The following is a 21,855-nucleotide window of genomic DNA, read 5'->3' on the forward strand; positions in this document are numbered from 1 at the left end:
TTAGACCGTTCACCATGAGCGATTCAACGAAAGTCACCGCTGAAGCCGACCAGGTAACACTGCCGCAGCCCACTCACTTCGCCGACTCGTTCGGCCCGGTGTGCAGCGCCTACGGAGAAGATCCGTCGACCACCTACGACTACCGCGCCGTCACCTGCGGCGACTGCCGGCACGCCGCGCCCTACATCAGCGCCCTGCCTGAGCATCTCAAGCCCAGGTCGACGCGACGGCGCTCCTGGCCGCGGTCGATGCAGGATCGGGCCTAGGGCACGTCCGAGTGGGCGCGAATCACGGTCGGCTCCGGCTGCACCGGCGTCCACCGCTGCGCCGAGCGTGACCGGGCGAGCCCGACGATCCCGGTGACCAGCAGGGCCCCGGCGCTCACCGCGACCCACAGCGTGGGGGCGGAGGCGCCGAAGGCGACCACGGCTGCGACGTACGAGACGGTGGGGTTGGTGATCGTCATCGCCGCCATCGCCCAGGGCAGCGGCCCGGCGGCCAGTGCCGCCTGGGTGAGCACGATGCCGAGGCCGCAGGTGCACAGCAGCCCGTAGAAGGCCGGCAGCGTGAGCAGCCCGACGAAGCCGTCGGCCGCGGCCCGGTCGGCGGTGATCTTCAGCAGCACCGAGGTGGTCGCGAACGAGCACCCGGCCGCGACCGCCGTGGTCGCCGCCGCGATCGGCGGCGGGAACCGGTGCGCCACCAGCAGGAGTACGCAGATCACGACCGCCACGCACGCCGCGAAGAGCGCGACACGGCCGACGTCGGCATAGGTCCCGCCGCGATGGTCGTCGGTGACCAGCAGGATCACGCCGCCGCAGATCGCGGCCCCGCTGACCCAGTCGACGGCCGTCGGCCAGTGGCGCGCGGCGATGGACGCGAAGACGAGCGCGAAGAGCAGCTGGGTGGGCATCACTGACTGCACCACCGAGACCGACCCGAGGTGGAGCGCGACCGCCTGCACCCCGAAGCCGACGGCGTTGATCGCCGCGCCGGTGACCCACAGCGGGTTGCGCACCAGCGCCAGCATCAGCTGCTCGACCCCGGAGATCCCGCCGCTGCGGCCGGGCGCGAGAGCGCTGGCGCGCTGCTGAACGGCAGCGGAGAGCGAGAACAGGACGCATGCGCCGATGGCTAGGCCCACGGCCGCAGCATGATGCATGCTGCGACGCTAGACCTCCCCAGGAAAGCCCACCCGCCGCTCACGCGAGCATCGGATGAACCCTGGGGGTCAGTTCTTCACCTTCGCGCCCATGATCTCGCCGTACTCGACGCCGAGGACCGACGGGTCCCCGTCTTGCGGCACCAGGACCGCGACCGTCACCGCCGTCCGGATCGACAGGTTCTTGCCCGCCCGGCTGCGGAACTCGTCGTAGGGCGGGTTCCACTCCCACTCGCTGTCCTGACCACCGACGATGGAGTCGGTCGTGAAGTCCAGCATCGCGAGGGCACCCTCGGGTGTCTGCACGATGCGGGTGCTGCTCGCGTCGAAGGGCTCGGCGGTCGTCCTCACCAGGTCGACACCCATGTCCGAGGCGTACGCCGCGATCTCCTCGCCGGGGTCGGCGAGCTTCTTGAACCCGTCGAGGCCGTCGATCCTCGTGGGCTTCTCGAGGTAGGCGTCGATCGTGGCCGCGACCTCCTCGACCTGCTTCGTCACCGAGGCGGACGCTGGCGCCGCTCCCTCGACCTCGGACGGCACTGCCTTCTTCTTGACCCCGAGGCTGCTGCGTACCTTCCAGGGCGAGAGGGCGTCCTGCTGCTCGTAGACGGCCAGCCGGGTCAGCTTCCGCTTCCTGTCGCCCTTGACGTTGACCTCGATGACGGCCCACATCGGGTACTCGCTGAGCTGCACCGACCACACCCGTCCCGGCACCGCCCGCCAGGTCGGCGGGCGGTCGCGGACGTCGAAGCTCTTGTTCGCCGCGGAGGTGAGCTGGTCCTTGGCCAGGACCGGGCCGCTGTCGGCCTCCGTCCACGCCTCGGCCTTCCACTTCCCGGGCTGATTGGCCTTGATCGCCCTGTTGTTGCGCTTGTTCCAGTCCTTCATCAGGTCCGCGACCTCGTCCTTGCGCAGCGAGACCTTGCTGACCGGTTCGAGCTCGACGGCCGCAGGCATCGAACAACCGGTGAGCGAGAGCGTCAGTACGCCGACCCCCGCCGCCACGCCCAGGCGGCGGTAGAGCCCACCGGCGGGCGGTCGTGGCGGTGCGGGGCGCGCCGGGGCGGGCCCGGTCAGGCCCGGGCGAGCCGGCTGGGCCGGCCGGGTGGGCTGGGCAGGGTGGATCGGGTGGGTCGGCTGGACGTACGAAGCCGGCGGGCGCGGCGGCTGCCACTCCTCCGGTCGCTCGCGCCTGCCGGTCAGCAGCAGGACCACCGCGCCGACCAGCAGCAGGGCACCACCGCCGGCGACGCCCAGCGAGGCCGCGAAGATCCCGTCGAGCCGATACCCGAAGGCGAGCTTGATCGGTGCGCCGTCCCGGCTCGCGGCCAGGAACGAGACCGGCTCGCCCTCGAGCGTCACGTTCAGCTCCTGCGTACCGGAGCCCGAGACCGTCTCGTGCCACCACGGCGCCTGGGAGGCATCCGGCACCTCGTCCCCCGAGCCCGCGGTGCCGCTGACCCTGGTCAGCGGGGTTCTGGCGATCTCGACGGCCTTGGTGTCCTCGACGACGTCGAGGACGTCGACCGGGTTGCCCACCCCGATGTACGTCTCCCCCATCGCCTCCACGCGCACCGTGACCGGGAGCCGGTCGAAGGCGAACGCCTCTGGCGTGGAGTACGCCGCGCCCTGCTCGATCGGGGTCTCCTTGCCCATCACCACGTCGTCGGGCCCGGCCGCGATGGCCAGACCCGTTCCGAGGAGGACAAGCGGTCCTCCGAGAAGTCCGAGGAGCACCGCCAGGAAGACCCTGCCGCCCTTCCTCAACCGATCGGGACCAGGGTTCACGGGTGCGTACGTTGCCGAGCTCATCGAGGCCTTCTTCGTGGGGGTCCCGAGAAGTGGACGCGGCAATCTAGCGTCTCCGGCCTCTCGCGAGAAGCGATTAACCCAGCCGGGCACGGTATTACCGGGCAGTATGGAACGTTTACGTTGACTTGGTAACCCCGATGCCGTGTCGCTCGGACAACCGGTCGTTCAGTGTCTTTAGCGTCATGAAGCGGTCACGGACGTGCCGATGCCGATGTCGGCCGAACCGTGACCGCTGATGTTGTTTCAATTCGAATTGATCGACGAAAGGTATGAAATGAGCAAGAAGACAGGGCTGCTCCGCCGCGCCGCGGCCGTCGCCGCCTTCTCGGGTGTCGCCTTCGCGCTGACCACCGGAGCCGCCACGGCCGCTCCGGCCGACGTCGAGGTGCCTGCCGCCTCCTCCGTGACCCCCTCGGACCTCTCGCCCTCGTCGCAGAAGGCCTGGGAGGACTTCATCCTCGGCGGCTCCTACGTGACCGAGGGTGCTGCCCAGATGGTCAGCGGCGCCTGGGTCGGTGCCCCGGGCCTGCTCCTCGCCGGTGCCACCGGCGCCCCGCTGACCCCGGAGCAGCTGGCTGCCTGGGAGAACTGGGACGAGGGTGGCCGCAAGATCGGTGAGGGTGCCGCCATGATGGTCGCCGGCGCCTACGTCGGTGCCCCGGGCATCATCCTCGACCAGATCGCGGGCGGGGCGACCCCGAGCGACCTGTCGCCGAGCGAGCTCGAGCAGGTCACGTTCCTCATCCCCGAGGACAGCCCGGCTCTCGACGGCGTTCCCACCGAGCAGGTCCCGAACCCGATGGCTCCCCTCGGATCCTTCTGAGCGGCGACATGACTGCTGCCGACCGGTCGTAGCTCCCACCACGGTCCGATCGGCGCCGTCTACAGATGGCCTTGGCGTGCACTCGTGCACGGCCGGGCCATCTGCGCATTTACGCGCGGTCAGACAACAACGTTGCAGTTTGGCGAAAATTACGTCATTACATTTCTTTCGGCACTTAGTTGACACGAAAACAGCCGTGTCGCTTGCCCTGATGACCCTCGATGCTCCTAGCATCTTTTCCCGGATGCGAACGTATCGATGCGTCTGTTATCGGTCCGGGGGTCGCGTCCGTGCGTGATGTTTCAATTCGAATTGATCGATGAAAGGTACGAAATGAACATGAAGACAGGGCTGCTCCGCCGCGTCGCGGCCGTCGCCGCCTTCTCGGGTGTCGCAGTCGCACTGACCACGGGTACCGCCTCCGCAGCCGACGGCACCCACCACAACCGCACCGAGGCCGAGTGCATCAAGGAGAACTCCGCCGGCGCCTCGGACCTCTCGCCCTCGAGCCAGAAGGCCTGGGCCGGCTTCATCTGTGGCGCCGGTCAGGCGACCGGCGGCGCGGCCCGCATGGTCTCCGGCGCCTGGGTCGGCGCTCCGGGCCTCATCCTGATGGGTGCCACCGGCGGCGAGCTGAGCCCGGCGCAGAAGAAGGCCTGGGTGAACTGGGACGGTGGCTCGCACCAGGTCGGCAACGGTGCCGCCATGGTCGTTTCCGGCGCCTACGTCGGTGCGCCCGGCATCGTGATGGACAAGATCATGGGCGGCGCGATGCCGTCCGAGCTGTCCGACAGCGAGATGGAGCAGGTCTCGTTCCTGCTCCCGATGGACAACCCGGCTCTCGACGGCCTCCCCGTCGACCAGGTCCCGAACCCGCTGGGTCCGCTCGGCACCTTCTGAGGAACATGACCATGGCCGGGTGATCACCCCCTACCGACTGCTCGGCCACGTCACACAGGTGGCCCTGGGCGTGCACACGTGCACAGCCGGGGCCACCTGCACGTTTTCCGCCGTGCTCAGGCACGTTCAGTCGTACGCCAGAGGCTCCTCGATCACGTCCATCACCGCTCTGGCGACCCAGTAATGGCGGCCGCCGCGGCCCGACCGGCCGGCGGCCTCGATCCACCCCCGCCGCTCGGCGTCCTGGATCAGGTTGCGCGCGCCCTGGTTGGTCAGGCCGGTCGCGTCCTGGACCCGCTTGACGGTCAGGTAGGGGTTGGCGAACAGCAGCGTGACCAGCCCGGACAGGTTGGCGCGCGAGGTGGCCGCCTCGTCGAGGTAGGCCTCCCGGAGCGCGACCAGGCGCTCGGACCGGGTCGTGGCATCCTCGGCCGAGCGCCGCACCGCGGTGAGGAAGAACTGCAGCCACTCCTGCATCTCACCGCGCTCGCGGACGCTCTGCAGCCGCTGGTAGTAGGTCTGGCGATGCGCCTCGATGTAGCCCGAGAGATAGAGCAGCGGCGTGGTCATCCGCCCCTCCTCCATCAGCATCAGGTTGATCAGCAGCCGGCCGATGCGGCCGTTGCCGTCGAGGAACGGGTGGATCGTCTCGAACTGGTAGTGCATCAGCGCGCAGCGCACCAGCGTCGGGCTGAGGTCGGGGACGTTGACGTACGCCTCCCAGTCGGCGATCAGCTCCGGCAGGTCGGGCGGGAGAGGCGGGACGTACGCGGCGGTGGTGGGGTCGTCGGTCGGCGAGCCGACCCAGACCGGCATCCGCCGGAACTCGCCGGGGTGGCGCTCGTGGCCTCGGACGCCGGTCAGCAGCGTCTTGTGGAGCTCGAGCACGAGGCGCTGGCTGAGCGGCCAGCTCTTGATCAGCTCGAACCCCTGGCGGGTCGCGGCGAGGTAGGCCTTGACCTCGGCAACGTCCTCGCTCCTGGTCGCCTGACCGCTGGCCTCGTCCTGGAGCACCTCCTCCAGGGAGGTCTGGGTGCCCTCGATCCGCGAGGAGGCGACCGCCTCCTGGGTCAGGTAGGGCCCGATCAGCAGCTCGGGGTCCTGGATCAGCGCGCTCACACCCTGGAGACGCCCCAACGCGGCGTCGGCGTCCGAGAGCGCCTTCACGGTGAGCGGCTGGAGGGCCAGGTCACGCGGGATGTGGGCGGGCAGGTAGTACCAGTAGGCCCACTTGTTGCCCGGCTCGCGGGTCGCCCGGCCGAACTGCGGAGCGTCGTACCTCTCCGGATCCATGACCGCTGAACTTACCACTCAGATGTGGCTTGAGTTGGAAGTTGGCGGGAACTTCCAACTGAGAGTTGGCAGTTCCTGACAACCTCCAACTCCGCCCCGGACGGACCTAGGCTGGGGAGCGTGCAGTTCGGACAGTATCCCGCTCCCCGTCATACGATCGCCCACCTCTCCGACACCCATCTCTACGCCGGTGACCGGCGGATCTTCGGCAAGGTCGACCCGACGCCCGGCTTCGAGCGTGCCCTGGACCGGTTGCGCGGGATGACCGTCCCGCCGCAGGCGATCGTCTTCACCGGCGACCTCGCCGACCTGGGTGAGCGCGACGCCTACGTACGCCTCCGCAAGCAGGTCGAGCCGGTCGCCGCGGACCTCGGGGCAGAGATCATCTGGGTGATGGGCAACCACGACGAGCGCGAGGTCTACTCCGAGGTGCTCTTCGGGGAGGCCTCCGACGCGCCGCAGGACCGGGTCTACGACATCCACGGTCTGCGGCTCATCTCCCTGGACACCACCGTGCCCGGCTGGCACCACGGCGACATCACCCAGGCGCAGCTGGACTGGCTGAGCGAGGAACTCGCCGAGCCGGCACCGCACGGCACCCTGCTGGCGATGCACCACCCGCCGATCCCGCTCCCCCTCAACGAGGCCAGCGTGATCATCGAGCTGGACGGCCAGGACCGGCTCGCCCCGGTGCTGGAGGGGACCGACGTACGCGCCGTTCTCGCAGGTCACCTGCACTACTCGACCAGCACCACCTTCGCCGGCATCCCGGTCTCGGTCGCCTCCGCGAGCTGCTACACCGCCGCGCCCGCGACCCTCGACCGCTACTCCGCCTCCGTCGACGGCCACCAGGCGATCTCGCTGGTCCATCTCTATGACGAGGGCGCCGGCGGCGTCCCCGGCGCGCCGGTCGTCCACACCACCGTGCCCATCGGCGAGGCACCCGAGGTCGCCGGCTTCCCCTCCTCGGTCCTCGCGAAGCTCGGCCCGATGACCCCCGCCGAGCGCCGCGATCTGTTCTCCCGCAAGGGAAAGGCCGCTCGCGCCCTGCGGCGTCAGCTTCGAGACTGACCAGCAACGCCTCGATCTCCGACTCCAGGCTGATGCGGGCCTACGCCCGGGCCCGGAACGATGGCTGCGAAACGTCGACGACGACAGGAGCAGTCATGTCTCGGACCCTCGTCCGCACGAGCACCGCAGCGATCGCCGCGGTGCTCCTTCCGCTGACGGCCGTGCCGGCCGCGTACGCCCAGCCCGATCCCGATCCCGGTCGCGATCCCGGTCGCGGGCCCGCGGCCGTTGCGCCGGACCCGACGGCGCTGACCCGGGAAGCGACCGCGATCGCCGAGCGGGCGGCGGCCGAGCAGCAAGGGTTCAAGGCGCGGTCGTCGACTCCGGCCGCCGCGGAGCTCGACCGAGCCGTCGACGCGGTCATCGCCGACGGTGCCCTCGGCGTCACCGCCCGGGTCGAGGCTCCGGGTCTGACGTGGACGGGGGCGGGTGGCGTACGCGAGGCGGGCACCGAGCGCGACGTCCGGGCCTCCGACAGGTTCCACGTCGCCAGCAACACCAAGACGATGATCGCGACCCTGGTCATGCAGGAGGTCGAGCGCGGCACCTGGAGTCTGGACACGCCGGCCGAGGACGTACTGCCCGGGATCTTTCCTGCCGGCGTCACGATCGAGCACCTGCTCAGCCACCGCTCCGGGGCCCCGCGCGGCCCCGAGGAGCTGCTGCTGACCCGCGTCGAGGACCCCGACTCGTTGGAGCAGCTCATCGACGCCGTCAGTCAGCACTACACCGAGGCCGAGCACCTGGCCGCGATGCGCTCGGTCCCCTGGCTCTTCGAGCCGGGCACCGACTTCTCCTACTCCAACTACGGCTACGTCGCCCTCGGCGTCATGCTCGAGAAGGAGATCGGCCACGATCTCGATGACCTGCTCCACCGGCGCATCTTCTGGCCGGCCGGCATGCTCCGCACCGACTACCCGAAGACCTCGCACAACCGCGGACCGTTCCTCGAGGGTGCGGCCAAGATCGACCAGACCGGATGGCGGGCCCTGACCGACCTGGACCCGAGCGTCTTCCACGCCTCCGGCGCCGCGACCAGCACCACCCGTGACCTGGCCTCGCTCAACGAGGCGCTGCTGACCGGCGAGCTGGTCTCGCCGGCATCGGTCGACGCCATGCTCCCGCCTCGCTCGGGCAGCGCCGACCCCGACTACGGACTGGGCATCTATCGCGTCGCCGACCCCTGCGCGGAGGGTGAGTACCTCTACGGCCACGACGGCGCCCACTTCGGCACCCAGTCGATCAACTGGAGCTCGCGCGACGGCGAGCGTCAGGTCACCCTCGCCTGGACCGGCCGCGACTACACCGGTGCCACCGAGCCGCCCTACGACCTCGGCCTCCTGCTGGAGCCGATGCTGCTCGCGACCTGCTGACGGCCCGGCGTACGCCGCTACGGTCAGGGGCGCAGGATGCGGCGCTCGATGGCCGTGGCGACGGCGCCGGCGCGGGTGTCGACGCCGAGCTTGGTGTAGATGTGGGACAGGTGGGACTTGACCGTCGCCTCGCTGACCAGGAGCTCGCGGGCCATCTCCTTGTTGCCCAGGCCCTTGGCGAGCAGGCGCAGAATCTCGACCTCGCGCGGGCTCACCTTCGGCGCCGGGGAGGCCGCCCGCTGCAGCAGCCGGGTGGCGACCGAGGGCGCCAGCACGGTCTCGCCGCGGGCGGTGCCCCTGATCGCCCGGAACAGTTCGTCGGGTGGGGCGTCCTTCAGCAGGTAGCCGGCCGCACCGGCGTCGACGGCCTCGAGGACGTCGGCCTCGGTGTCGTACGTCGTCAGCACCAGCACCTGCGGGGGCGAGGGCAGGTCGCGGACCAGCCGGGTGGTCTCCGCACCGCCGGGCCCGTCGCCGAGGCTGAGGTCCATCAGCACCACGTCCGGCTTCGTCTCGGCCACGACCGCGACCGCCTGGGCCGAGTCGGCGGCCTCGCCGACCACGTCCAGGTCGTCCTGGGCGCTCACCAGGGCGCGTACGCCGGCCCGGACCACCGGATGGTCGTCGACCAGCACCACCCGGACGTGCTGCTCACCCACGAGGTTCCTCCGCTCCCAGCTGTGCCGCCGCGAACGAGGCCGCGACCACCGTGCCCTCCCCCGGGGCACTCTCGATGACCAAGTCTCCACCCAGCAGCCGGGCGCGAGCCCGCATTCCGGCCAGGCCGTGTCCCCGCAGCCCGTCCGACTCCTTGAGATCGGCCGGGTCGAAGCCCGCCCCGTCGTCGCGTACGTCCAGGGCGACCCCGCCCTCGTGGAAGGTGAGGGACGTGACCGCGGTGGTCGCGCCGGCGTGCTCGGCGACGTTGGCGAGAGCGCCGCGCAGGGTGCGGACGACGGCCGTCGCGACCCGTCCGCCGACCTCGTGCGGCTCGCCGTGGACGTGGACGGGGATGTCGAGCCCGGTGGTGGCGGCGACGTCCTCGGCGACCTGGCGTACGGCGGTGACCAGCGCCGATCCGCCGGCCAACTCCGCAGGGGCGAGGTCGCGGACGACCCGGCGGGCCTCGTCGAGCGAGGAGCGGGCCATGGTGGCCGCCTGGTCGACGTGGTCGCGGGCGTCGGCCGGGCGCGACTCCCACTCCTGGTCGGCGGCCTGGAGCAGCAGGTTGATGCTGGTCAGGCCCTGGGCGACGCTGTCGTGGATCTCGCGGCTCAGCCGCGCGCGCTCGGCCACCACACCGGCCCGGCGCTCGGCGTCGGCGACCTCGTCCTGGGCCGCCTCGAGCTCGACGAGAAGCATGCGGCGGGTCGCCGCGTCGCGCTCCAGAGCGCGGTAGGCGGTCACCGCGAGCACGGCGACGCAGACCGGGCCGAGCAGCACGGTCGGGTCGGCCAGGCCGGTCATCCGGCTCCAGGCGACCGCGACGACCGCGACGAGGAACACCGTGACGCCCACGGCCCAGCGGAAGCGCAGCACCCGCAGCGCCAGGAAGACCAGGGGCACCGCCGCCCACGAGAAGGACGGCGCGATCAGCGCCAGCACGGTCCAGCAGGCGACCACCGCGGCCAGCCAGACGACCGCGGCCGTGCCGATGAGGCGGCGGCCCGCTGCGTACGCGATCAGGAGGACGGCGGCGCCGGGCAGGACCACCTCGGCCTGGTCGCCGAGGCCGTGGCCCTGCAGGTAGCGCGCGACCGAGGCGACGACGAGCACCACCAGTGAGATGTGGAGCCAGCGGTCGAGCAACGACTGGCCGGCCAGGATCCCTCCGGCGGCGGACGGGGTTGGCCCTGGGGCTGGCCCTGGAGCTGGCTCGGCATCGGTCGACATGGTCGTTCCAGGCTAAGCCGGTCGCGGGGCCCCGGCATCATCCGATCGGCTATCCGGGGTGTCGCCGGACGGCTATCCAGACGTCGCCGGTCACCCGATGTCCGGGCCCCTTCCCGACGGCGATGGTTGAGGCACATCAGCTCGACCATCAAGCACGGAACTCAGGAGAACCACCATGCGTACGTCCCGAATCGCCGCCCTCGCCGGCCTGGCCGGCATCGCCGCCTCGGCCACCCTGTCCTTCACCGCCCTCGGCACGGGCACCGCGGCCAACGCCGCGGAGGGCCGGCCGGCGAGCTACCTGCTCGAGGGCGAGTCGTTCGCCCAGGGCGGCTCGAAGTTCGAGGGGATCGGCGTCGACCATGAGTCCGGGACGTTCTACGTCAGCGAGGTCACCGGCGGCGAGATCCAGCGGGGCACCGCCGACCGGGCCCAGGCCGAGGAGTGGCTGGCCGGTGACGGCACCGACGGCCGCTACACCGCCCGCGGCATCACCGTCGACGACGAGGGCCGCATCTACATCGCCGGCGGTCCGAACGGCACCGGCAACGACCGTCCCGACCTGTGGGTCTACAGCCCCTCGGGCGAGCTGCTGGCGGCGCTTCGCGTCCCCGACGACAACGCGTTCCTGAACGACGTCGCCATCGGACCTGACGGGGCTGCGTACTTCACCAACTCCAACGACCCGACGATCATCCGCGTCGCCGAAGGTGCCGACGGCTGGCAGGCGACCGAGTGGGCCGACGGCAGCTCGCTGATCACCCGGCAGGAGGGCTTCAACCTCGGTGGCATCGTGCTGAGCACCGACCGCTCGGCGTTCGTGGTCGCCCAGGGCAACACCGGCCAGCTGTGGCGCTTCTCGGTCGCGACCGGTGAGGTCAGCGCGATCGACACCGACGGCGCCGACCTCCGCAACGCCGACGGCCTGATCCGGCAGGGCCGCGACCTCGCCGTGATCCGCAACTTCGACAAGCAGATCGTGCACCTGGAGCTGAACCGGTCCGCAACCTCGGCCGAGCACGTCTCGTCGCGCGCGACCGATCCGGACCGCGTCTTCACCACCGGCAAGCTGCTCGACGGCCGGATGCTGCTGGTCGACAGCCACTTCGACGAGCAGACCGCGCAGGGGCCGTACGAGATCGTCACCGCACGGATGCCGCGATGACGCTGTCCACATCGGTGCGACCACACCTGCGGTGGTCGATGGCCGCCGCGGCGCTGACCGTGGTTCTGGCAGGCTGCGCCGCGGCGCCGGTGGAGACCGCCCAGTCGTCTCCGTCCAGCTCTGCGTCGGCCCCGTCCGAGGCACCGAAGAACACCCCCGACCCGGAGGAGCGACAGCGGATGAACGAGCAGCTGATCAAGGCCGCCTGGGACAACGACGTGGCGCGTGCCCGTGAGCTGATCCGGGCCGGTGCCGACGTCGACTACCAGGACGACACCCAGCAGAGCGCCTACCTCATCGCCGCGAGCGAGGGCTATGTCGACCTGCTCGACCTGACCCTGCGCAACGGTGCCGACATCAACGCCAAGGACTCCTACGACGGCACCACGCTGATCCGTGCCGCCGAGCGTGGGCACGCCGACGTCGTCGGTCGCCTGGTGCAGGCCGGCATCGACCTGGACCACGTCAACAACCTGGGCTGGACGGCACTGCACGAGGCGGTCGTCCTGGGCGACGACGGCCCGGACGCCGCCGACACGGTGCGGGTGCTGGTCGCGGCCGGTGTGGACATCTCGGTCAAGGCGGGCCGGGACGGGAAGACCGCCCTCCAGCACGCCGAGGAGCGCGGGTTCGACGCGATCGTGTCGACGCTGCGTACTGCTTCTTCCGAGGTCGCCGACGGCGATGCCCAGCTCCTGCGCGCCGCTTCGGCCGGCGATGCGGACGCGGCCGCGGCGGCCCTCCGTGGCGGCGCCGACCTGGAGGCAGGCGACGGCAACCGGCGTACGCCGCTGCTGCTCGCGGTCACCGACGACCACCTCTCCACGGCTCGACTGCTGGTGCACCTGGGGGCCGACCCGGACGCTCTCGACGGCCAGCACGACACCCCGTGGCTGGTCACCGGCGTCACCGGGAGCGTTCCGATGGCCGAGCTGCTGCTCACCGCCGACCCGGACCTGACGGTGCGCAACCGCTACGGCGGCGTCTCGATCATCCCGGCCAGCGAGCGCGGCCACGCGGACTACGTGGAGCGGGTCGCCCGCACCGAGATCGATGTCAACCACGTCAACGACCTCGGCTGGACCGCCCTCCTCGAGGCCGTGATCCTGGGCGAGGGCACCGAGCGCTGGCAGCGGGTCGTCCGCAGCCTCCTCGAGAACGGCGCCGACCCGAGCATCGCCGACCGCGACGGCGTCACGCCGCTCGAGCACGCCCGCAGCCGCGGCTTCACCGAGATCGCTCGCATCATCGAACGGCACGGCCGCTGACCCCGCCACCCACGAGCTCGAGGCCCCGACCGGGTCCCCACCGGTCGGGGCCTCGTTCATCCTTGACCACCCCAACGGGAGTGGACCTACTCCACCGGCAACGGCCTGGCGTCGTACGTGACTCAGTCCTGGGTCAGAGCTGCGCACATCCGCAAAGCAGACGCCGAGCCGCCTTCCTCGTAGGTGCGAGCACCCAATGCCCGCCATACCGCATATGGAGTACGCGCATTGCGCAGACTGCGAGTTCGCCCGCGGCACACGGAGTGGCGGGGGCACGATCAGAACGTGAAGGCCGACCCGCAATACCTTGCTCCAGTCATGGGCGCTGTGGACGCGCTGACACAGCTCTCGCAAGCGATGCTCGACGACCTCGACGAAGACCATCACGGCTTCACATGGTGGCGCGGATACGTAGACGACAAGAGGCTCGCCCTGATCGCCGAGTACCTGATGGCGTCCGTCGATGGCATCAAGATGTCCCTTGGAGACGCAGCGTTCTTGGTCGACGAGTGCAGTCAGTTCTCATTCGCTGATACCAAGTGGACGCGCGACAGAGTTGAAGCCGTGCAGCGGATGGGAGGCGGGATGGACACGATCCTTCGCGCCCTGCGCCGCTCAGGTGTCGATGAGAAGCGAGAGCGCCGCATCCGGCTCGCGAGGGAGCATGTCTTCTACCACTTGGCCCAGGTGCTCGACCGTCTTGCCGCCATCATCGTTGGTGTAGGGGCACTCAATACGCCGATTCTCAAGGCCGACTGGAAGATCATCGGCAACGAAGAGACTTGGAAGAAGAGCCAAGGGAGGGAGAAGAGCCATTGGACCCAGCCTGCGATCGGACGAGACCGGCAGAACTGGTTGCGCACCTCGATTCTCAAGGCAGTCGACGCGGCGGGTCCAGCTGATTGGCTTGCGTGGATCGATGGGACGCGGAACACCAACGCCCATCGAGCCCCGAAGATCCAGATGCACGCGGTAACGAAGCAGACAAGGACTGAACCTGAGAGGTTGGTCTACTTGTTTGATCGCCAGCCGAAGTGGTCCATGACTGAGGCGATCGTTGGGAGCCAGAGTCTCCGTTTGGACGCTGTCTGGCTGCTGGAAGATCCACTCGGCTTGATGCGAGGGGCCCTTGGGGCAACCGCATCTGTTGCTGAGGCTGTGGGGAACCTGCTCGCCTCGCTGTGGGCCGATCGCCGCAGCGACCCCCAGCTTCTCGTCCAGCCTGCTGGCCAATGGCCAACCGTGTTGGAGGAACCTGAACTCAGCTTCGCGGGCTTCGGGCACCCTGTACAGATCACAACTAAGGGTGGTGCATTCCGAGTGTCGCCAGAGCAGGCACGCAGGCTTCGGGCTTCCGGTGTCTTTTCTCCGGAGCTCTGGAAGTGAGCCCCGAGCCTGGACCACCACAGGCTGAGCACACCGGGACGGGGGACTCAGGGGCGCGTGCGCTCTCGGCTGACAGGTTCAAGTACTGGATGGTGAACTTCCGGGACAGGACTATGAAGGTTGTCTTCCAAGACGGCCAGACCGTCGAGGAGGCCCTGGAGGCGCGCGACACGCCTGAGGAATCGCTGGTGGCGTGCACCGTCTTTGATTGGGAGAAGTGGTGGATCCACTCGTTGACGACGCAGGATGACTGGATCGTCGCGGAGGGCTTCAACCCACACTCGCCTCCACCATTCAACGGCCGCCTATCCGTCTACCTGGACCAGAACCGGTGGCGGACGGTCGCAGATGCCCTCCTCGACCCTTCGAAGGTGAAGGACCCCGATGAACGGCGTGCGGCCCTAGACCTTATTCGTCTGTCCACAGACGGAGGGATCGTCATGCCGCTGTCTATGGGGCACCTCATCGAAGTAGCGGGCCTGTACGGCGAACTCCGATACCGAATCGGCGTGGCGATGGCCCAACTAGCGGGTGGCTGGCAGATGCGGAACCCACTAGACCTGTGGAAGCACGAGGCCGACCTCACGATGCGCAAACACCTGGGGACGGATCAAAGTCGACATGTGCTGCATCCGATCACAACAGAGCCAGGTGCATTGTTCGGCAGGGACACCGGTCTGGGCGTCACCGAAGACACACCTGAGTACGACATCTTCATGGCGATGCTCACGATGCCAAGCGTGATCCTGGACGCCCTCGTAGAGCCCGAGAGAACGCCCAAGGACCCCCTGGAGAAGTGGACTGAGCACCACAGGAAGATTACGTCACACATCCATTCTCAGGGCATGCCCAAGGAGAGGCGCAACAACCTGGCACGGCGTCGATACTGGAACGAAAACATCGCCTTCTACACCTCCGCCTACCGGCGCCTCACCTCTTCGGCCGACTTCCCAACCTTCTCGGATCGCGAGTTGAAGAGACTTCTTTCAGCCTCGCCGATGGTGGGGCTGCTATCAGAACTCTTCGTTCGCCGCTTCGTCGACCATCAGGTCAAGTGGTCGCGCAACGACCTCATTGACATGTTCCACCTGTCCAGCGCAGCCGCGTATGCCGACCATGTTGCAGCGGAGACTCACACCGGCACCCAGCTCCGCGCGGCCCAGCGGGCACTTGGGAGAGCTGAGACGGTCCACACAACGCTCGATGGTCTCGTGACAGCGCTTCGTCGAGACGGCGCCCGCGCGGATTCGGAGAGGGCACTGTCCAGAGGGCTCTGAGGTGACCTACTCGATTTCCCACAGGTAACGGGAACCTGGGCCCTATCTGGCACTCGTCTTGATCACGGTCCCGATCGCATCCGTCTGATCCTGGCCCCGAGGCCGAGGAGAGCGGTAGAAGTCCGTTCAGGCACCGTCGGAGATCTTCGGCGCGCGGGCGCTGGGCTGCGGGGAAGTCTTCCCCGGCAGGACGCCGATGCCGACGGCGACTCCGGCGGCGATGGTCCCGACCGAGAGGGCCACGCCGCAGATGCCCACGAAGAGAGCGCCCACGACGATGGAGCCGGTGCTGTCCGAGTAGTTCATCAGGCCCACTCCGAAGCCACTGCCGACGAGTCCGAAGACCAGCAAGGCCATAATGTAGCCGGTGTCGGTCGGGGGCAGGTTCATCTTCTCGTTGCGCATGCCGCGAACCGTAAGGATCCGCGCCGTCAGCGACTCCGGGAACCGGCCGAGGTCTCCCCCAGACTGGGTACGGGCTTATGCCTCACAGGCTCCCGCGAGATCGCCGTCGAGATCTTCCGCATCGGTAGGCCGGACTGTCTGCTCTCCGGTACGGAACAGGTCCTCCCAGCCAGTGGTGGAGCCCTCGCAGGCATGCACAGCGGTCCGCACCGCCACGAGGCCGGCGTTGAGCGCCTCTGGCGGGGTCTTGGCGTCCACAAACATCGTGTAGACGACCTTGGCGTCGTTCTGGCCCTTGCCGAGATGAGCCAGCAGATCCGGGTCGATGACGCCGTCAAGTTCGTGCAGGTGGTCGAGGACTGCCCACAGGTGCTTTTCGACAACGTCTGTGTCGGCCTCGCTGGAGATCAGGAAGGCCATGTCGAGCCCATAACGGTTCACAGGTCATCCTTCCAGCAGGTGTCTCGTGCCAACTTCTTCCTCGTGTTCAGCAGGTAGTGCGGGTTCGAGGGGGTCAGGTGAATCGACTTCATCGCCTTCTCCTCGCACGGGCATTTAGCCCGGTAGTACTTGCTCCCCTTCTCCACCACCCAGCCCTGTTCCTCCAGGCTCTTGAGCAGTGCTTCCAGTTCCTTGATCGGATGCCGGGGCCGTCGCTTGTCCGGTCCCTTTTTCGAAGGCTGAGTCATCGTCAGCCATCCCCCTATGTCGCAAGAATGACACGTGCCGGGCGGTTGCGGGTGTAATTCCGCGCCTGTAGTTCTGGCCAACGGCACGATCCTTGAGCCGGATCCTAACGGCGCCAGGCCCATGTGGGCGAAATCACTCTGGGGGTATATGGCTACGGAGGTGCTTGAGCCCGAGGAGCCGGGCGTCGATGCGGTAGCGCTGCTCGCCGTTGGGGGGACTCCTCGCCCGACTGGGCATGCCCGGTCTCGGTCCAAGACCCAGGCACCTGGACGTGGACGACCTCGTCGCGGTAGCCGGAGGTCGAGGAGTCCGAGCCCTCACCGCTCTGGGTCGAGAAATAGACCGAGCGGTCGTGCTCCTTTGGAGACGAACCTCCCCGCCGCCCGGATCTACTCTGCTGCTCGGCGATCGATGCCTCCAGTAGAGCGCGAAGCAACTTCGTACGACCCTCACGCCGGCCAGTGGCGATACTGGGCAGCCAGCCCCGGACGTCCTCGGGTTCTTCGGTCCTAGATGCCGTCGAGCTGGTCCAGGAGGGTGTCGGCGGTCTTCGCGACCACCTCGATACGGGCCTCACCGACGCCGCACAGCCGCAGACACGACGACGCGATCCAGGCGGCTTCATTGGTATCCACCAGGCCGCCAGCGGCCCGGATCTCGATGACCCTCCTCCACGGAATGGACCAGCTTCTGGCCCAGACGGATCCCCCCAATCGGGTCCAACAGCTCGGGTCCGGCGATTGCGGCAATCAGACGGGCGTACGTGCCCGCCAGCTCGTCGCGGGCCGCGACGAACTTGTCGAACCCCTACCTGGGCGACGTCGGCCGCACGATGGAGCGACACGACATTGTGGGGTGCTCGCGCCAAGGTCCGTACGTCGGTGAGCGCCAGGAGGTACAGCGCCGTCTCCGGATCATCGGCCAGCGACTCGATACGAGCCACGGCCTCCACGGCCGGCCGGATCGTCTGACTCAACAGCTCAGTCACGATCTCGCCCTTCCCAGCGAAGTAGTAGTAGTAGAGCGACGCCTGCCTGATCCCGACCGCGTCAGCGATCTCCCGGGTCGAGGTGGCCGCGTATCCCTTGGTGGTGAACAGCCGAGCCGCTGCTTCGAGGACCTGCTCGCGTGGCAACCCCGGAAACTGGTCAGAAACGAGACGCGGCCGACCTGGCCGGCGGCGTCGAGGACCGATTGGTGGTGGGCTCACGATGCTCCCGAGACTGTCTGAATGGGATGGCGGGTCTTCCTTTTTGCGGACCCCGGCACCAGCGACTCGTTCGTTCTGGCCGCTGCCGGGTGTCGTTCTCAAGCCTCCTCAAGGTTCGGGCTCGCAGTAACGTCCAGGTGTCGCCCTTCCGTCGCCCTTACCCTGCCTTTCGGTACTCGGACCTGGTGTGGTGCCAGAGATGGACACCTGGACCGGGGCGGAAGCGCGGCTGCTGCGAAGAGTGGCGCTGCGCCTCAGCGTGCGCGATTTCGCCGAGCTTCTGGGCGTACCGGCCCGCACGATCTCCACCTGGGAGCAAGCGGGGTCGGCTCGGGAGCCGCGGCCGCATATGCAGGCCATGCTCGACACTGCCTTGGCGCAGGCGACGCGGAGGCCAAGGCCCGATTCTCGCGGGCTCTAGGTGCCAACCGCCCGGAGGACTCGCAGCCGGTTCATTTGCCGGTAGCCAATCCGGCCCCGAACTCCGACCTCTCAATTCCTGATCAGTTCGACGCGAGGGTCGATCCAGCAGGTCTATGGCGTCCCGCGAGTACGGCACGCGAAGCTCGTGACTTGCCGTGAGGGACTTCGTGTTCGATCGGCGTTAAGTGATCACAGGCGGAATGGCAGTTCTTGCTGTGGGAAGCCGTCTGACGGAGCCCACCGACGGTTGGGCGGCAGGCGTCCCGCTCTACTTCTCGGCGAGCAAGACCCAGTCTGTCACTGAAGAGGAAGTCCATCACATCGAGATGACCGGACACGCGCTCCGGCGGTGGGAAGGACGGTTCCGTCTCGAGGAGCAGGTCGCGGATCAACGAGCCTCGTCGCGGGTGAAGGTGAGCTGCTGGACGTCGATGTAACCCGCCGCGAACCCGGCCCGGGAGTACTCCAGGTAGAAGTGCCACATCCGCAGGAAGGTCTCGTCGAAGCCGAGCGCCCTGACCTCGTCGGCCCGGTCGCGTACGGCGAGGTCCCAGCGCCGCAGCGTCTCGGCGTAGTGCGGGCCGAAGGAGAGCCGGCTGCGCATCCGGAGCCGGGTGTGCGCCTCGGTGGCAGCGGTGATCGCCTCGGTCGAGGGCAGCAGGCCGCCGGGGAAGATGTACTTGGTGATCCAGGTCTCGATGTTGCGGGTGGCGAGCATCCGGTCGTGCGGCATGGTGATCGCCTGGATCACCGCAGTGCCGCCCGGGGCCAGGACCTCGTCGATCTTCGCGAAGTAGACCGGCCAGAACCGCTCGCCCACGGCCTCGATCATCTCGACCGAGACCACCGCGTCGTACGTCCCGTCGACGGCCCGGTAGTCGCGCAGCTCCACGTCCACCCGATGGGCCAGACCGGCCGCGCCGATCCGGCGCCGCGCCAGGTCGGCCTGCTCGACGGAGAGGGTCACCGTGGTGACCTGGGCGCCCCGGGCAGCGGCCCGCAGGGCGAGCTCGCCCCAGCCGGTGCCGATCTCGAGCAGCCGGGTGCCCGCGCCGACCCCGGCCTCGTCGAGGATCCGGTCGATCTTGCGGTGCTGCGCGATCGCCAGGTCCTCGGTGGAGGGAAGCGAGGAGAACAGCGCCGAGGAGTAGCTCATCGTCGGGTCGAGGAAGAGCGCGAAGAAGGCGTTGGAGAGGTCGTAGTGGTGCCCGATGTGCTCGCGCGCGTTCTCGGGGGTGTTCAGGTCGGTGGCGCCGCGACGACGCTCGTAGACCGCGCCCGCCTTCTGCGCCCATCCGGGCAGCAGGTCCCTGACGTCGCGGCACAGCACGGTCAGCGTCTCGCCCAGCTCGGGAGCGTCCCAGGCTCCGGTCAGGTATGCCTCCCCGAAGCCGATCAGACCGTGCCGGCTGATCCTGGCGTAGAACTCCTCGGGCCGGTGCAGCACGATGTCGGCCGGGCCACCGTCCTCGCTCACGCTGATGCCGAGCCGCTTCGTGGCGGCCCGGAACAGGGCCGCCGCGGCGGCCGCGGCGCCTCGGGTCACCAGGCCGGTGGGCGCCTCCTCCAGCATCGGCCAGCGGTCCTCCACGGCCGGGGCGACGGGTGCTTCGACGGTGTTCATCGGACTCCTTCTTGATGGTGCAGCGGCCGGCTGTGCACCGGCAGGCGTCGTAGCCACAGCGCGATGCCGTGGAGGCGGATCCAGGCCGCGCCGAGCAGCGCGGCAGGAGCGGAACGGAGGGTGGCCCCGAAGCGCGGTTCGACCCGGACGCCGCGCACGACGGCGTCGAAGACGGTCCCGTCCTGGGTGGTCAGCCGGACGGCGACCGCGAGCCGCCCGTCGGGTGGCGGCACGGTGAGGTCGTAGTGGCCGTCGACGCCGTGGAACGGCGAGACGTACATCGCCTTCGCGACCTGTGCCCGGTGCCGCTCGTCGGGGCGGACGAGGTAGGCGTGCCGGTCGCCGTAGGTGTTGTGCACCTCGACGACGGTGGCCAGCGGCTCCCCGGAGGCTGCCGTGCACCAGTAGACGCTGATCGGGTTGAAGGAGAAGCCGAAGGCCCTCGGCTGGGCCGCCATCAGCACCCGCGCGTCGGCCAGGTCGATGTCGTGGAGCTTCAGGAACGCGGCGAGGTTCTCCCGGATCGAGAGCTCGGGGTCGCCGAGATGGTCGCGGGCCTCGAAGCGGCCCAGGGGCCCGAGATCGGGCAGCCGGTCCAGGTCGACCACCTGCCAGTGGGAGCGGTGCACGAACCGGTTCCGCAGCGGTCCCCGCCGGGTGTGGCTGATCGTGGTGCGGTAGACACCGGTCGCCGGCTCCCGGCGCTGCTTCGTGGGCTTCGTCCACCGCAGCCCCAGCCGCTCGGCCGCCCGGGCACCGGAGCGAGCGCCGTCCTCGTGGAACCCCCAGCCACGCCAGGCGCCGGCGAAGACCAGCACGTCCGAGTCCAGCTCGTCGGCACGCTGTTGAGCGGCGACCGACTCCGGGGTGTAGAGCGGGTGCTCGTACTCCATGGTGGCGATGACCTTCTCCGGATCGATCAGGTCGGCCCCACCGAGCGTGACCAGGTGACGTACGCCGCCGGGAGCCGGGAGCCGCATCAACCGGGTCAGGTCGTAGGTGACCGTGACCTGACCGCTGCCCGGCCGCTCCAGGTAGTTCCACGAGGACCGGACGTGCTCGCCGGCCGGCAGCAGGCTGGTGTCGGTGTGCAGCTGGGCCTGGTTGGCGGAGTACGGGAACCCACCCAGGATCTCCCGCTGGGCCGCCGTCGGCTCGCCGAGCATCGCCAGCGACTGCCCGGGGTGGGTCGCCAGCACGGCGGCGTCGAAGACCTCGGTGGTCCCGTTGCCGTCGGTGATCTCGACACCCGCACCGGTCTCGACCACGGTGACCACCTTCGTCGAGGTCAGCACCCGGCCGCCGCGGTCACGGATCGCGGCGGCGACCCTCTGGACGTACGTCGCCGAACCGCCGGTGACCGTGCGCCAGCGCGGCGAGCCGAAGACCTGCAGCATGCCGTGGTGGCTGAGGAACTCGAAGAGGTAGCGAGCCGGGTAGCTCAGCGCCGTCGCCGGGTCGCACGACCACACCGCGGCGACCAGCGGTGCCATGAAGTGGCGGCGGAAGTGCAGGGTGAACCCGTGCTCGTCCAGGAAGGCCCCGAGCGTACGGTCGTCGGGCTCGTCACCGGCCAGCAGCGCCCGGGCGGCGCGATGGAACCGCGGGATCTCGGCGAGCATCCGCAGGTGCGCCGGCCGCAGCGCCCGCCGGCCCGGCAGCACCCCGCGGATCCCGCGCGCGCCCGCGTACTCGACGCCCGCGGCCTCAGACCGCACCGACATCGACATCTCCGAGACCTGGGTCGGCACGTCCAGCTCGGCGAAGAGACGCAGCAGCGTCGGATACGTACGCCGGTTGTGCACGATGAACCCGGTGTCGATCGCCAGCTCACTCCCGTCCGGCGTGGTCACGCGGTGGGTGTCGGCGTGGCCGCCCAGCCTGTCGTCGGCCTCGTAGAGGGTGACCGCTCCGTGCAGGGACGCGATGTACGCCGCGGTCAGGCCCGCGACGCCGCTGCCCACCACTGCGATCCGACGGCGTTCGGGATCGGGGCTGCTCATCCGGGCTCCTCGGGGGTCGAAGGGACGACCGGCGCAGAGGCGCCGTCACCGGGTCTTCGGTCCCCGAGGCGAATCGG

At 69.2% G+C, this 21,855-nt stretch carries 21 protein-coding genes and 1 pseudogene; 10 read left to right on the forward strand and 12 right to left on the reverse strand.

The window, feature by feature from the left end:
* The first annotated feature begins 14 nt into the window (after positions 1-14).
* A complete protein-coding gene (locus HD557_RS23835; protein WP_196875708.1) occupies positions 15-266 on the forward strand; it encodes a hypothetical protein in 252 nt (83 codons plus the stop codon).
* Here HD557_RS23835 and HD557_RS23840 read toward each other — a convergent pair.
* Both HD557_RS23840 and HD557_RS23845 read right to left on the reverse strand, forming a co-directional pair.
* Positions 263-1,162 carry a DMT family transporter gene (locus HD557_RS23840; protein ID WP_196875709.1) on the reverse strand — a complete coding sequence of 300 codons (900 nt, stop codon included), beginning with the start codon at positions 1,160-1,162 and terminating at the stop codon, positions 263-265. The genes HD557_RS23835 and HD557_RS23840 overlap by 4 nt on opposite strands.
* Positions 1,163-1,231: 69 nt before the next feature.
* Positions 1,232-2,974, reverse strand: a complete 1,743-nt coding sequence (locus HD557_RS23845; RefSeq protein ID WP_196875710.1) for a hypothetical protein — start codon at positions 2,972-2,974, stop codon at positions 1,232-1,234.
* A 274-nt stretch (positions 2,975-3,248) separates the two neighbouring features.
* Here HD557_RS23845 and HD557_RS23850 point away from each other — a divergent pair, with 274 nt between their 5' ends.
* Together HD557_RS23850 and HD557_RS23855 are read left to right on the forward strand one after the other, a co-directional pair.
* The gene (locus tag HD557_RS23850) at positions 3,249-3,797 is read left to right on the forward strand and encodes a hypothetical protein (protein ID WP_008364264.1); all 549 of its coding nucleotides are present in this window, start codon (positions 3,249-3,251) and stop codon (positions 3,795-3,797) included.
* Positions 3,798-4,130: 333 nt separating this feature from the next.
* Complete coding sequence (locus HD557_RS23855) at positions 4,131-4,697, forward strand: hypothetical protein (RefSeq protein ID WP_040757544.1); 567 nt, start codon at positions 4,131-4,133, stop codon at positions 4,695-4,697.
* A 126-nt stretch (positions 4,698-4,823) separates the two neighbouring features.
* On the opposite strand, the gene HD557_RS23860 is transcribed toward HD557_RS23855, so the two are convergent.
* On the reverse strand, positions 4,824-5,990 hold the full coding sequence (locus HD557_RS23860; protein WP_196875712.1) for a Fic family protein: 1,167 nt from the start codon (positions 5,988-5,990) through the stop codon (positions 4,824-4,826).
* A 120-nt stretch (positions 5,991-6,110) separates the two neighbouring features.
* Between HD557_RS23860 and HD557_RS23865 the strand changes: the two genes are divergently transcribed.
* Positions 6,111-7,061 carry a metallophosphoesterase gene (locus tag HD557_RS23865; RefSeq protein ID WP_196875713.1) on the forward strand — a complete coding sequence of 317 codons (951 nt, stop codon included), beginning with the start codon at positions 6,111-6,113 and terminating at the stop codon, positions 7,059-7,061.
* Between the two features lie 95 nt (positions 7,062-7,156).
* Positions 7,157-8,434: a serine hydrolase domain-containing protein gene (locus tag HD557_RS23870; protein ID WP_196875714.1), complete on the forward strand. Its 1,278-nt coding sequence runs from the start codon at positions 7,157-7,159 to the stop codon at positions 8,432-8,434.
* A 23-nt stretch (positions 8,435-8,457) separates the two neighbouring features.
* On the opposite strand, the gene HD557_RS23875 is transcribed toward HD557_RS23870, so the two are convergent.
* Positions 8,458-9,093, reverse strand: coding sequence for a response regulator (locus HD557_RS23875; protein WP_196875715.1), 636 nt, complete (start codon positions 9,091-9,093; stop codon positions 8,458-8,460).
* Entirely contained in the window at positions 9,086-10,327 is a 1,242-nt protein-coding gene (locus HD557_RS23880; RefSeq protein WP_196875716.1) for a sensor histidine kinase, read from the reverse strand. The genes HD557_RS23875 and HD557_RS23880 overlap by 8 nt, the downstream gene beginning before the upstream one ends.
* Before the next feature lie 175 nt (positions 10,328-10,502).
* On the opposite strand from HD557_RS23880, the gene HD557_RS23885 reads away from it, so the two are divergent.
* The 4 genes from HD557_RS23885 to HD557_RS23900 all read left to right on the forward strand — a co-directional run bounded on the left by HD557_RS23885 (position 10,503) and on the right by HD557_RS23900 (position 15,423).
* On the forward strand, positions 10,503-11,492 hold the full coding sequence (locus HD557_RS23885) for an SMP-30/gluconolactonase/LRE family protein (RefSeq protein WP_196875717.1): 990 nt from the start codon (positions 10,503-10,505) through the stop codon (positions 11,490-11,492).
* Complete coding sequence (locus HD557_RS23890; protein WP_196875718.1) at positions 11,489-12,760, forward strand: ankyrin repeat domain-containing protein; 1,272 nt, start codon at positions 11,489-11,491, stop codon at positions 12,758-12,760. The genes HD557_RS23885 and HD557_RS23890 overlap by 4 nt, the downstream gene beginning before the upstream one ends.
* A gap of 285 nt (positions 12,761-13,045) precedes the next feature.
* Positions 13,046-14,146: a hypothetical protein gene (locus HD557_RS23895; RefSeq protein WP_196875719.1), complete on the forward strand. Its 1,101-nt coding sequence runs from the start codon at positions 13,046-13,048 to the stop codon at positions 14,144-14,146.
* A gap of 89 nt (positions 14,147-14,235) precedes the next feature.
* Positions 14,236-15,423 carry a hypothetical protein gene (locus HD557_RS23900; protein WP_196875720.1) on the forward strand — a complete coding sequence of 396 codons (1,188 nt, stop codon included), beginning with the start codon at positions 14,236-14,238 and terminating at the stop codon, positions 15,421-15,423.
* Between the two features lie 126 nt (positions 15,424-15,549).
* Here the strand turns inward: HD557_RS23900 and HD557_RS23905 are convergent, their stop codons facing one another.
* From HD557_RS23905 to HD557_RS29130, 5 genes and pseudogenes are all read right to left on the reverse strand, one after another.
* Positions 15,550-15,828: a hypothetical protein gene (locus HD557_RS23905; RefSeq protein WP_196875721.1), complete on the reverse strand. Its 279-nt coding sequence runs from the start codon at positions 15,826-15,828 to the stop codon at positions 15,550-15,552.
* A gap of 75 nt (positions 15,829-15,903) precedes the next feature.
* Positions 15,904-16,269, reverse strand: coding sequence for a hypothetical protein (locus HD557_RS23910; protein WP_196875722.1), 366 nt, complete (start codon positions 16,267-16,269; stop codon positions 15,904-15,906).
* Entirely contained in the window at positions 16,266-16,517 is a 252-nt protein-coding gene (locus HD557_RS23915) for a hypothetical protein (protein WP_196875723.1), read from the reverse strand. Before HD557_RS23915 ends, HD557_RS23910 begins: the two co-directional genes overlap by 4 nt.
* A gap of 510 nt (positions 16,518-17,027) precedes the next feature.
* On the reverse strand, positions 17,028-17,153 hold the full coding sequence (locus HD557_RS29125; protein WP_307785750.1) for a hypothetical protein: 126 nt from the start codon (positions 17,151-17,153) through the stop codon (positions 17,028-17,030).
* A 404-nt stretch (positions 17,154-17,557) separates the two neighbouring features.
* Positions 17,558-17,728, reverse strand: a pseudogene (locus tag HD557_RS29130) (TetR/AcrR family transcriptional regulator); the annotation flags it as partial.
* A 199-nt stretch (positions 17,729-17,927) separates the two neighbouring features.
* On the opposite strand from HD557_RS29130, the gene HD557_RS23925 reads away from it, so the two are divergent.
* Positions 17,928-18,149 carry a hypothetical protein gene (locus HD557_RS23925; protein ID WP_196875724.1) on the forward strand — a complete coding sequence of 74 codons (222 nt, stop codon included), beginning with the start codon at positions 17,928-17,930 and terminating at the stop codon, positions 18,147-18,149.
* Between the two features lie 390 nt (positions 18,150-18,539).
* Here the strand turns inward: HD557_RS23925 and HD557_RS23930 are convergent, their stop codons facing one another.
* On the reverse strand, positions 18,540-19,775 hold the full coding sequence (locus HD557_RS23930) for an SAM-dependent methyltransferase (protein WP_196875725.1): 1,236 nt from the start codon (positions 19,773-19,775) through the stop codon (positions 18,540-18,542).
* Positions 19,772-21,778, reverse strand: coding sequence for an FAD-dependent oxidoreductase (locus tag HD557_RS23935; protein WP_008364279.1), 2,007 nt, complete (start codon positions 21,776-21,778; stop codon positions 19,772-19,774). Before HD557_RS23935 ends, HD557_RS23930 begins: the two co-directional genes overlap by 4 nt.
* Between the last annotated feature and the right edge of the window lie 77 nt (positions 21,779-21,855).

Origin of the sequence: Nocardioides luteus, from assembly GCF_015752315.1 — a bacterium.
Taxonomy (GTDB): domain Bacteria; phylum Actinomycetota; class Actinomycetes; order Propionibacteriales; family Nocardioidaceae; genus Nocardioides.

Bases quoted from the DNA above. Each gene is read 5' to 3' on its own strand.
- HD557_RS23900 (WP_196875720.1), top strand. From the start codon at position 14,236: ATGGTGAACTTCCGGGACAGGACTATGAAGGTTGTCTTCCAAGACGGC.
- HD557_RS23845 (WP_196875710.1), bottom strand. From the start codon at position 2,974: ATGAGCTCGGCAACGTACGCACCCGTGAACCCTGGTCCCGATCGGTTG.
- HD557_RS23835 (WP_196875708.1), top strand. From the start codon at position 15: ATGAGCGATTCAACGAAAGTCACCGCTGAAGCCGACCAGGTAACACTG.
- HD557_RS23840 (WP_196875709.1), bottom strand. From the start codon at position 1,162: ATGCATCATGCTGCGGCCGTGGGCCTAGCCATCGGCGCATGCGTCCTG.
- HD557_RS23885 (WP_196875717.1), top strand. From the start codon at position 10,503: ATGCGTACGTCCCGAATCGCCGCCCTCGCCGGCCTGGCCGGCATCGCC.
- HD557_RS23935 (WP_008364279.1), bottom strand. From the start codon at position 21,778: ATGAGCAGCCCCGATCCCGAACGCCGTCGGATCGCAGTGGTGGGCAGC.
- HD557_RS23905 (WP_196875721.1), bottom strand. From the start codon at position 15,828: ATGCGCAACGAGAAGATGAACCTGCCCCCGACCGACACCGGCTACATT.
- HD557_RS23870 (WP_196875714.1), top strand. From the start codon at position 7,157: ATGTCTCGGACCCTCGTCCGCACGAGCACCGCAGCGATCGCCGCGGTG.
- HD557_RS23930 (WP_196875725.1), bottom strand. From the start codon at position 19,775: ATGAACACCGTCGAAGCACCCGTCGCCCCGGCCGTGGAGGACCGCTGG.
- HD557_RS23880 (WP_196875716.1), bottom strand. From the start codon at position 10,327: ATGTCGACCGATGCCGAGCCAGCTCCAGGGCCAGCCCCAGGGCCAACC.
- HD557_RS23860 (WP_196875712.1), bottom strand. From the start codon at position 5,990: ATGGATCCGGAGAGGTACGACGCTCCGCAGTTCGGCCGGGCGACCCGC.
- HD557_RS23850 (WP_008364264.1), top strand. From the start codon at position 3,249: ATGAGCAAGAAGACAGGGCTGCTCCGCCGCGCCGCGGCCGTCGCCGCC.
- HD557_RS23890 (WP_196875718.1), top strand. From the start codon at position 11,489: ATGACGCTGTCCACATCGGTGCGACCACACCTGCGGTGGTCGATGGCC.
- HD557_RS23925 (WP_196875724.1), top strand. From the start codon at position 17,928: ATGGACACCTGGACCGGGGCGGAAGCGCGGCTGCTGCGAAGAGTGGCG.
- HD557_RS23915 (WP_196875723.1), bottom strand. From the start codon at position 16,517: ATGACTCAGCCTTCGAAAAAGGGACCGGACAAGCGACGGCCCCGGCAT.
- HD557_RS23855 (WP_040757544.1), top strand. From the start codon at position 4,131: ATGAACATGAAGACAGGGCTGCTCCGCCGCGTCGCGGCCGTCGCCGCC.